This is a genomic window from Anaerotignum lactatifermentans (assembly GCF_014982935.1).
In the GTDB taxonomy this organism is placed as follows: Bacteria; Bacillota; Clostridia; order Lachnospirales; family Anaerotignaceae; genus Anaerotignum; species Anaerotignum lactatifermentans.
Genome location: NZ_JADCKK010000032.1, coordinates 17741 through 27788 on the forward strand (window position 1 = coordinate 17741; position 10048 = coordinate 27788).

The window sequence follows — 10048 nt, forward strand, 5'->3', positions numbered from 1 at the left end:
TCCATTTTATAAAAAAATATGAAAATTTGCAAAAAAACCTGAATCTATGATAAACTAGTAAAGCAAAAGGAGGGATTTCATATGAAGTCACTAGAAATAAACCAGATTTATAATGGTTTTCAATTGAAAAAAAGCGAAAAATTGGAAGATATTTCTGCCACAGGATATCTGTTTACCCATTTGAAAAGTGGCGCTAGACTTTGCTATATCGAAACAGAAGATAACAATAAAGTATTTTCTGTTTCCTTTAAAACACCGCCTGATAACGATTGCGGAACACCTCATATTCTTGAACATTCTGTGCTGTGTGGCTCTCGGAAGTATCAGGCAAAGGATCCATTCAACGAATTGGCAAAAGGCTCTTTGAATACATTTCTGAATGCTATGACATATGCAGATAAGACCATGTATCCCATTGCCAGCTGCAATGAAAAAGACTTTCACAATATGATGGATGTTTATCTGGATGCAGTTTTTTATCCTAATATTTACACCAAGAAAGGGATTTTTCTGCAAGAAGGCTGGCGTTATGCAGATGGCGGAAATTCTCCGGAGATCACAGGCGTTGTCTTTAACGAAATGAAAGGGGCATTATCTGATCCTGAAAGCAGACTTGCTGGCGTGATTGCACGCAGTATGTTTGGCAATACCACATACGGCATGGAATCCGGTGGGGATCCTGACGCCATCCCTAATTTGACTTATGAAGCATTTCTGGATTTCCACAGAAAATACTATCATCCATCCAATGCATATTTCTATCTTTATGGGGATATGGATGTTTTCTCCTGCTTGGAACACATTGATTCGGCATATCTGTCTGATTTTACAGAATCCAATGATCTGCCGGTCATTACAGAAACAACTGTTCCACATGCTATGGAATGGATCAGTGATACTTATCCCGCAGAAGAGAATGAAAAAGATCTGGACAAAGGTTATTTTGCCTATAATATTAAGGTAGGAAAATGTACAGACCCGAAACGGATATTGGCGATGCAGCTAGTAGGTTATCTTCTGCTGGAAACAAATGCTTCACCTTTGAAAAACGCACTTCGTGACGCAGACGTTTGTGAAGAAGCTGAGGGTTACTTTGATTCTTCCACATATGAAATGATTTACAGCATCATCGCCAAAAAAGGCAGAAAACAAGATGCCGAAAAATTCAAAGCAATTGTTGAAGACGTTCTCACTGATTTATCCATACGTGATTTTGATCCAGAACTTCTTCAGGGCGGCATCAAAAAACTGGAATTTTTGCTCCGTGAAGAAGATTATGGTTCCAGACCTAAAGGTCTTATTTACAACACACGTTTGATGAAAAGCTGGCTGCATGGAGAAAATCCCTTTGAAAGTCTGCGTCAGATTGAAATATTTGAGGAATTAAAAGCAGAGATCAAAAACGGATATTTGAAGCAGTTTATAAAAGAAGTTCTTTTGGACAATTCGGAAAAAACATGGATTATATTTATGCCGGAAGAAGGCAAACAGCAGAAAGACGATGCTGCCTTTGCAGAAAAGATTTCTGCACGCATCGCAGCAATGACACCTGCGGAAAAACAGCAGTTAACAGAAGACAAAAAAGCGCTTTCTGATTTCCAGGATACAGAGGACACACCTGAAATATTAGCACAGATTCCATTGCTGCAAAGAGAAGACATTTCTCCGGAGCCGCAGAAAATAACATTTACAGAAGAAAAACAAGAGGATGTTCCTTTTATCCATCTGCCATTGCAAGCAAAAGGAATTGATTATGTTGAAATTTGCTTTGAAACAAATCATTTGCCTAAAGAACTTGTTCCATATTCTGGACTGCTTGCGGAAGTTCTCAGCAAGTTAGATACCCAAAAAACAGATTTTGCAGCTTTGCCTAAAAAGATCGACCAGATTTTTGGCGGACTTTCTTTCTCTAATGATATTTACAGTAAAAATCAGCAGGAATATCGTGCTTTTGTTGGCATCAATTTCAAGGTGCTTTCTGAAGATCTGACAAAAGCTTTTGATTTTATCAAAGAAGTCATTTTCAGCAGTGATTATACCGCTGTACAAAGTCTGAAAAAAATCGTACAATCTGCAAGATTAAAAGGCGAATCCTTCTTCCAGAATCAATCCCACTTGGCAGCAATCTATCGGAGCCGCAGTGCTGTTTCTGCTGGCGCAGCTGTAAAAGAACAGACATCCGGTATTGCTTATTTTCATTTCTTAAGGGAAATCGAAAATCTTCTGGATGAAAATCCTGCATTTGTTACTGCACAATTAGAAAAAACAGCAAAATTGGTATTTACCAAGGAAAATGTTACTGCAATTCTTGGATGTGATACATCTGAATCCGATCATCTTACAAAGACATTTATTGATTTTGTCCACAGTTTGTATACAAAAGAGTGCAGGGGAGAAGGAGAGCGATTTATTGCAGTTCCTCGAAAAGAAGCTTTCTCCATAGCATCTCGTGTACAATACAATATCAAGGCATGGGATTTGGCAGAAATGCAGCAGAAATACAGTGGCAAAATGCAGGTTTTAAAAACCATACTAACATTGGAATATCTCTGGACACATATTCGTATTCAAGGCGGTGCATACGGCTGCGGCTGTAATTTCCAGAGAAATGGCAGCATTTATTTTTATTCATACCGTGATCCAAACCTGAAAAATACCTATGATATTTATGATCATCTTTGGGAAGAAATTGCTGATTTCCAGGCAGATGAACGCCAGATGACAAAATATCTGCTGGGAACCATCAATCGTTTTGATCAGCCAAAAACAAATGCTGAACTGATGGATTACGCAGCAGCCATGTATTTTACAGGTACAACACAGGAAATGCGCCAAAAAGAACGTATGGAAATTTTAGAAACCACCGCGGATGACATTCGGCAATTCAGTGGATTCTTAAAAGATTTGTCAGAGATATCTAATATCTGTACCATCGGTGGCAACGAAAAAATTAAAGCAGATGAAAACATATTTGAAACCATTCAGAATTTAATTTAAAAAAATTTTCTGGCAACAGCACATAGGTGAAATGATAAATCTATGTGCTGTTGCTATATAGCTATATAGCCAAATATGTTGAAAATTGCCCAGATTAAGACATGAAACCATAAACAGGGGACCTATAGAACGAAATCGTAATTCTTCGCAAAACGTAACTTTTGCGAAGAAAACGTAATATAAATTAATGATATGATGCCAATGACTCTTTGAGCCTCTATAGCTGCCATCCATACGGATCTTGTTTCTGCATTTTGTCATTTCCACTTCTTTTATACTTTTCTTCCATTTTCAATATAATATAAACAAATTTTGTTCTAGTAAATTTAAATGCAATTCCAACTTACTTTTTGTATTTTCAATTTTATATTTTCAAACAAACAATTCTTATATTAATCTTATCAATTGAATTGTTTTCATCTGACAGATATTCAAAACATTTCCAATCACACGCAAAAATTCTATAATTCTTTATCTATACCTGTTGCTTCTTTCCTCATAGCTCTATTTATTTACATAATATAGTTATGGTTAACTATTCTGTAAAAAAACAGACAGCAAACAATTCCCTTGCCTGCTGTCTGTTTCATGAACCTATTTTTTAATAACTTACATTCGGTACACCCAGATAAGATGCCGGGTTCACATAAGAGCCATTTACCAATACGGAGAAATGACAATGGTTACCCGTAGAGTTACCGGTACTACCGCATTTTGCAATGGTTTGACCTCTGGATACTGTCTGACCCTTAGAAACAGTCAAAGATGAGTTATGACCATACAATGTAGTCAAACCACCGCCATGGCTGATCATAACTGTGTATCCATACCCATTCATCCAACCAGCATATGTAACAACGCCACTTTCTGCCGCAACAATTGATGCGCCATAAGCTGCTGGAATATCATATCCACTATGAGATTCCCATCTGCCAGTTACAGGGTTGCTTCTCTGTACGAAACCACTGCTCAAACTGGAAGAAGAAGCACTCTTAGAAGGTACAGGCCATCCCAAAGTACCGTTACCAGTATAGTATACTGTGGTGCTTTCCTGCTGTTTTGCAATCTGATTCAAAACTTCCTGGTCTGCTTTTTTATTAGCTTCTACCAATTCTTCATATTTGTTTACATCGCTTTCATAAGATGCAATCAAAGTCTTTTTCTCATTTACAACTTCCTGCATACTAGCCATTTTTGCGTTGTAGTCAGCAACAATTTCTTCCTGTGCAGCTTTTTCTTCTTCAATCTGCGTTTTCTTTTCAGAAATCGTGTTCTGAATTTCCTGCAATTCATCTAACATCTGCTTATCATAAGCCATAATGTCATTTACGTACTGCATACGCAAAAACAAATCAGAAAAGCTCTGTGCATCCAATAAAATTTCCAAATATCCTGCTGCACCTTTCTGCTGCAGATATTTCATACGTTTGCCAAGAAGTTCAAACTGGTCGTCACGTTTTTGTGTTGCTTCTTCCAGATCTTTCTGGCATTGTTCCAATGAAGCTGTAATAGTTGCCAGGTCTGCTTCAGCTTTGTCCAATTCTGCCTGAATGCTGTTCATTGCCTGGTCCATTGTATTCAATTCTTCTTCCAGAGAAAGCTGTTTATCTTTCAGATCATCAATCGCTGCCAGAGCTTCCTTTGTTTTTTTAGAAAGTTCTTCTCTCTCTGCTTGCAGTTCTTTGACTGTTTTCGCATATACCAAACGGCTGTCAGGAATGACAGCAGTCAATATAAAAGCGGAAAGAAGAACGCACATGATTTTCTTATATGGATAAAATTTCATATTCTCGTCCTCTTACTTTTAGATTTTCTTTTTTTCGTCATGTTACATTATACTTGATTTTGACGGATTTTGAAAGACAAAATTGAAATGTTTAATTATTTATTAAGGAATTATTTCCTCCAATGTAACAATTTTAATGGACAAATGCGCCTTTTCCTCCAAAGTGCTGACGGAAATCATATAGTCGTCCCATTGGCAGGTGTGAAAATAGGAAGCTGGTGTTCCCATAAACTCTCGAAACTGCTCTCCATCCGATACAGAAAGTTCTTTTGCTTTTCGAAATATGCTGTCACCATGTAATTTCGTATAACTTTCTTTTCTTGTCCATAATTCAAAAAAACATCCAATCTTATCCAAATCGTTTTGCTTTTTCCAAAAGGAAAAATCTGTTGGTGAAAGCATCTTTTCTGGAAATCTGGGCAATTCCTTACGGATTTGTTCCATATCAACGCCAATTTCGTGACAACTCCAAGCCAAAATAAGATAATCTCCACTATGAGAAATATTGAAGAAAAAATCTCCAATATCAGAAAAGTAAGGCTTGCCGTTTTTTCCATAAGCTAGATGAAAGGTATCTAATCCATGCAAATGGGCAACATATTCCAGCAGAATTCTTCCTCCCAAAAAGGTTAATCGCTTTTTCTGTGATTTTATTTCTTCTATATAAATACGATCTGTTTCCAAAAGTAAATTTACCACTTTTTGTTGTATCTCTTCCTTTTGCAAGGATGCCAGTGAAAACAAATAGACTTCCATATCACACCTCCTTTCAGACACACAAATAAGACGGTTGCCTTATTTGTTATGAGAACAACCGCCTTATTCTTTTTCACATATACCTAGATTATTTTGCAATGATGTTGACAATCTTGCCAGGTACATAGATTTCTTTTACGATAGTTTTGCCTTCCAGACGAGAAGCCAGAACTTCTTTAGCCTGTGCCAGAACGGAATCTTTGTCTGCATCAACGGAAACAACCATAGTGTCACGGAATTTACCACTAACCTGCAGAGCAATTTCTACAGTATCCTGTACCAGTTTGCTTTCGTCTACTTCAGGCCAACCTGCATCAAATACAGATTCAGCATGACCCAGTTCTTTCCACAGTTCTTCTGCAATATGAGGTGCGAAAGGAGCCAGCAGAACAACCAGTGTTTCCAGTGTCTGTTTGTCTACGCCGCCTTCTTTTTTGCCCAGATCGATGATCTTGTTGGTATATTCCATGAAACCGCTGACAACAGTGTTCATTGTCAATGCTTCCAGACGATTTGTGATGTCATAAACCAGTTTGTTGCGCAGATATTCCATATCTTTGGAAGCTGTTATGTTCAGGTCTTTGTTGTTGTAAACCAGTTTCCATACACGGTTCAGGAAACGGAATACGCCGTCGATACCGCTGTCGTCCCAGTCACAATCCATTTCAGGGGGACCTACGAACAGTTCATACATACGCAGAGAGTCGCAGCCATAGTTCTGAACCAGATCGTCAGGAGAAACAACGTTGCCCAGAGATTTACTCATCTTGCTGCCGTTCTTTGTGATCATACCCTGGTTGAACAGTCTCTGGAAAGGTTCTTCAAAAGGAACTGCACCGATGTCATACAGGAATTTTGTATAGAAACGAGCATACAGCAGATGCAGAACCGCATGTTCGATACCACCTACATACAGGTCAACAGGCGCCCATTTTTTCAGCATTTCCTGGCTAGCCAGTTCTTTATCGTTATGGTTATCTACATAACGCAGGAAGTACCAGGAAGAACCTGCCCACTGAGGCATTGTGTTTGTTTCTCTCTTCGCAGGACCGCCGCACTGAGGGCAAGTTGTGTTAACCCATTCGTCGATGTGAGCCAGAGGAGATTCACCTGTATCTGTAGGTTTGTAGGATTCTACCTGAGGCAGCAGTACGGGCAGCTGATCTTCAGGAACAGCTACAGCGCCGCAGTGTTCGCAGTGAACGATGGGAATAGGTTCGCCCCAATATCTCTGTCTGGAGAATACCCAGTCACGCAGTTTATAGTTAACGGTCTTTTTACCCAGACCTTTTTCTTCCATAATATGAGGAACCTTTTCTTTTGCTTCGAAAGCTTTCATACCATTCCAGTCGCCGGAGTTGATGATCACACCATCACCTGTGTAAGCTTCTGTCAGTTCTTTTTCTTCTTCGCCTTCAGGCAGGATTACCTGAACGATAGGCAGATCGAATTTCTTAGCAAATTCGAAGTCACGTTCGTCATGAGCAGGTACACACATTACTGCGCCTGTACCATAGTCTGCCAGTACATAGTCTGCAACCCAAACGGGGATTTCTTTGCCATTTACAGGGTTTACGCAGTAAGCGCCTGTGAATACACCAGTTTTTTCTTTGTTGGTCATACGATCAACGGAAGATTTTGTGGAAGCTTCGAAGCAATATTTTTCAACAGCTTCTTTGCATTCAGGTGTTGTCAGTTCGGGAATATCTTTATATTCAGGAGCCAGTACCATGAAAGTACAGCCATGCAGTGTATCAGGTCTTGTGGTGTAAACTGTGATTTTCTTGTCACTGCCTACAACTTTGAAGTCTACTTCTGCACCATAGCTCTTGCCGATCCAGTCAGACTGCATCTTCTTAACTTTGTCAGACCAATCCAGAGTTTTCAGGTCTTCCAGCAGTCTATCAGCATATGCTGTGATTTTCAGCATCCACTGACGCAGGTTTTTCTTTGTAACAGTAGCGCCGCAACGTTCGCAAGTACCGTTAGTAGCTTCTTCGTTTGCCAGTACGCATTTACAGCTAGGGCACCAGTTCAAAGGCATTTCTTTTTCATAAGCCAGACCATGTTTGAACATCTGAACGAAGATCCACTGTGTCCATTTATAGTAGTTGGGATCAGTTGTATCTACTTCTCTATCCCAATCATAGATTGCACTGATTTCATGCAGCTGTCTTTTTACGTTTGCAATGTTGTTTGCAGTTGCAATGCTGGGATGGATGTTGTTTTTGATCGCGAAGTTTTCTGCAGGCAGACCGAATGCGTCCCAGCCCATGGGATGCAGTACCTGATAGCCCTGCAGCACTTTATATCTGCTGACTACGTCACTGAGAACGTAACCTCTCCAGTGTCCTACATGCAGACCTGTGCCGGAAGGATAAGGGAACATATCCAGGCAGTAAAATTTAGGTTTTACATCGTCTTCTTTGTTGATGGGATTCTTTTCCCATTCAGCACGCCATTTTTTTTCAATTTCTCTAAAATCATAACGCTGATTCATTTTGAATTCCTCCTTCGTGTTACAGTTTTGGGCACTGTCAAAAAAAATCCCTCCATCTCGTTAGAGACGAAGGGACACTCCGTGTTACCACTCTAGTTTGTTTCCAAAGAAACACACTCTTATGCCCGATAACGGGGGCAGCCGTTGCCGTCTACTTACCAAAGGCGTTCCACGGAAAACTCAAAGGCCAGTTCCATTTTTCGCTCTGTCGTTTCACACCAACCAACGACTCTCTGGAATAAGCAACCAAATGTACTACTCCTTATCAATGTCTTTTCTCGAAAACATTTATACCATATTTACCAAAAGAAATCAAGTGATTTTATGGATTTTTTTCTAAATGAAGGAGAAAAGCCTCTCAAAAAGCTTGAAACGACAGTTTTCACACCAAAATTTGTATACATTTTCCAGAAAAAGCAGCTGCAACGTTTTTTCTTGCCTTTGCTGCGCCAATTTATTTACATAATATAATTATGGTAATCAAAGAACGTATAAAAACATAAATGCTATATGGCATGCACTGCCGATCATCACAAATATATGGAAAATTTCATGGAATCCAAAACCAGCCAATGCCAGATTCGGTTTTTTCAATCCATATATAATAGCGCCAACTGTATAAGCCAGACCTCCTGCCAGAAGCAGCCCCACCCCATCCCAGGAAACTGCTCTCTGCAATGGAACGAAAGCAATGACTGCCAACCATCCCATGATAATATATAAAGATGTTGACAACCATCTTGGTGCCTGAATCCAGAATATTTTCATCACTGCACCGCCGATTGCTAAAATCCAAATCAAAGCAAGCATCGTCCATCCCCATGGTCCTGCCAGAGAAACAAGACATATAGGTGTATATGTGCCTGCTATCAGTACAAAAATCATAATGTGGTCTATTCTGCGCAGAAGTATTGTCTTTGCTTCAGAAACATATAAAGTATGATATATTGTGCTTGCACCATATAGAAGAACAAGGGACAAACCAAATATTGCAAAACCAATCACCTGTGTCATCGCATCTTGATGTGACGCTTGGAAAATCAAATCAAAAATACACGGGATACACGCTAATAACCCAATAAAATGCGTCAGTGCACTTACAGGATCTTTTATACCATTCTTTAACATCCTATCAACTCCTTATCTAGTATTAAATACTATATATTAAGATATTGATATATTAACACGTATTCCAAATAGTAACAAGAAGCAAAACACACAAAAATATTGAAACATAGTATGAAATACTATATAATAAATTTCAATAGGAAAAGGAGGGATTGCATGGGAACATACGAAGAAATTCTGGAAACCTTCAAAGAAAAGATCAAAACTGTTTCCGTTGTGGAAATTGCAGATATTCCCAAAATTGATTTATACATGGATCAGGTTACTACTTTTATGGATCAAGCACTTGCACCTTACAAACGTTTGTCTGATGGGAAAGTTTTGACAAAGACCATGATCAATAACTATACAAAGGCAAAGGTTCTTCCGCCGCCAGTGAAAAAGAAATATGGACGCACGCACATCATGCTGCTGATTATGATTTTTCATTTGAAATCTGTTTTGTCCATAAAAGATATTGCGACTTTATTCCAGCCGATCTTTGCTCTTCCAACAAAAGAAGATGCTGAAAAGCAGACCGAAAAAATTTATGCTGGATTTATCTATTTGCAGAAGGCTACTCTTACATATATGCAGGCTTCTGCAGAAGGCATTATTGATGATACCCTTTTTCAGCAGGAAATCATGGCTAATTATGATGAGGAAATGAAAAAAATCATGTTGATTTTACTGCTGGCCATTCGGGCAAATGCAGAAAAACATCTTGCAGAAAAAGTATTAGACTTATACTTCTACTAAAAAAGAAGTCAGAAACGGCAGTGTGAAACTTTTTCTGTAAATATGTAATTGAAGAGGTTCTTCTATGGTAAAATTTAAATCATAGGAGGACCTTTTATTATGGCAAAACAGAAGAAACCCATACATCGGGTACAAATGACAGA

Annotated in this window: 6 protein-coding genes and 1 other annotated feature; of the genes, 2 read left to right on the plus strand and 4 right to left on the minus strand. The window is 38.9% G+C overall.

The genetic code is table 11. From position 1 onward, the window contains the following. Positions 1 to 81: 81 nt before the first annotated feature. A complete protein-coding gene (locus INF29_RS09080; RefSeq protein ID WP_193486115.1) occupies positions 82 to 2997 on the plus strand; it encodes an insulinase family protein in 2916 nt (971 codons plus the stop codon). A 601-nt stretch (positions 2998 to 3598) separates the two neighbouring features. On the opposite strand, the gene INF29_RS09085 is transcribed toward INF29_RS09080, so the two are convergent. The 4 genes from INF29_RS09085 to trhA form a co-directional block, all read right to left on the minus strand. Continuing rightward, positions 3599 to 4783, minus strand: coding sequence for a murein hydrolase activator EnvC family protein (locus INF29_RS09085; RefSeq protein WP_087989554.1), 1185 nt, complete (start codon positions 4781 to 4783; stop codon positions 3599 to 3601). 102 nt (positions 4784 to 4885) lie between these two features. Further along, positions 4886 to 5539 (minus strand): 4'-phosphopantetheinyl transferase family protein, encoded by a 654-nt coding sequence (locus tag INF29_RS09090; protein ID WP_193486118.1) that lies wholly within the window; start codon positions 5537 to 5539, stop codon positions 4886 to 4888. 88 nt (positions 5540 to 5627) lie between these two features. Next, on the minus strand, positions 5628 to 8039 hold the full coding sequence (leuS, locus tag INF29_RS09095; RefSeq protein ID WP_193486120.1) for a leucine--tRNA ligase: 2412 nt from the start codon (positions 8037 to 8039) through the stop codon (positions 5628 to 5630). 59 nt (positions 8040 to 8098) lie between these two features. Then, positions 8099 to 8317 (minus strand) — a binding site (T-box leader). 202 nt (positions 8318 to 8519) lie between these two features. Beyond that, positions 8520 to 9167, minus strand: coding sequence for a PAQR family membrane homeostasis protein TrhA (trhA, locus tag INF29_RS09100; protein ID WP_193486122.1), 648 nt, complete (start codon positions 9165 to 9167; stop codon positions 8520 to 8522). Between the two features lie 156 nt (positions 9168 to 9323). On the opposite strand from trhA, the gene INF29_RS09105 reads away from it, so the two are divergent. After that, positions 9324 to 9905, plus strand: a complete 582-nt coding sequence (locus INF29_RS09105; RefSeq protein ID WP_193486124.1) for a DUF1836 domain-containing protein — start codon at positions 9324 to 9326, stop codon at positions 9903 to 9905. Positions 9906 to 10048 lie beyond the last annotated feature (143 nt).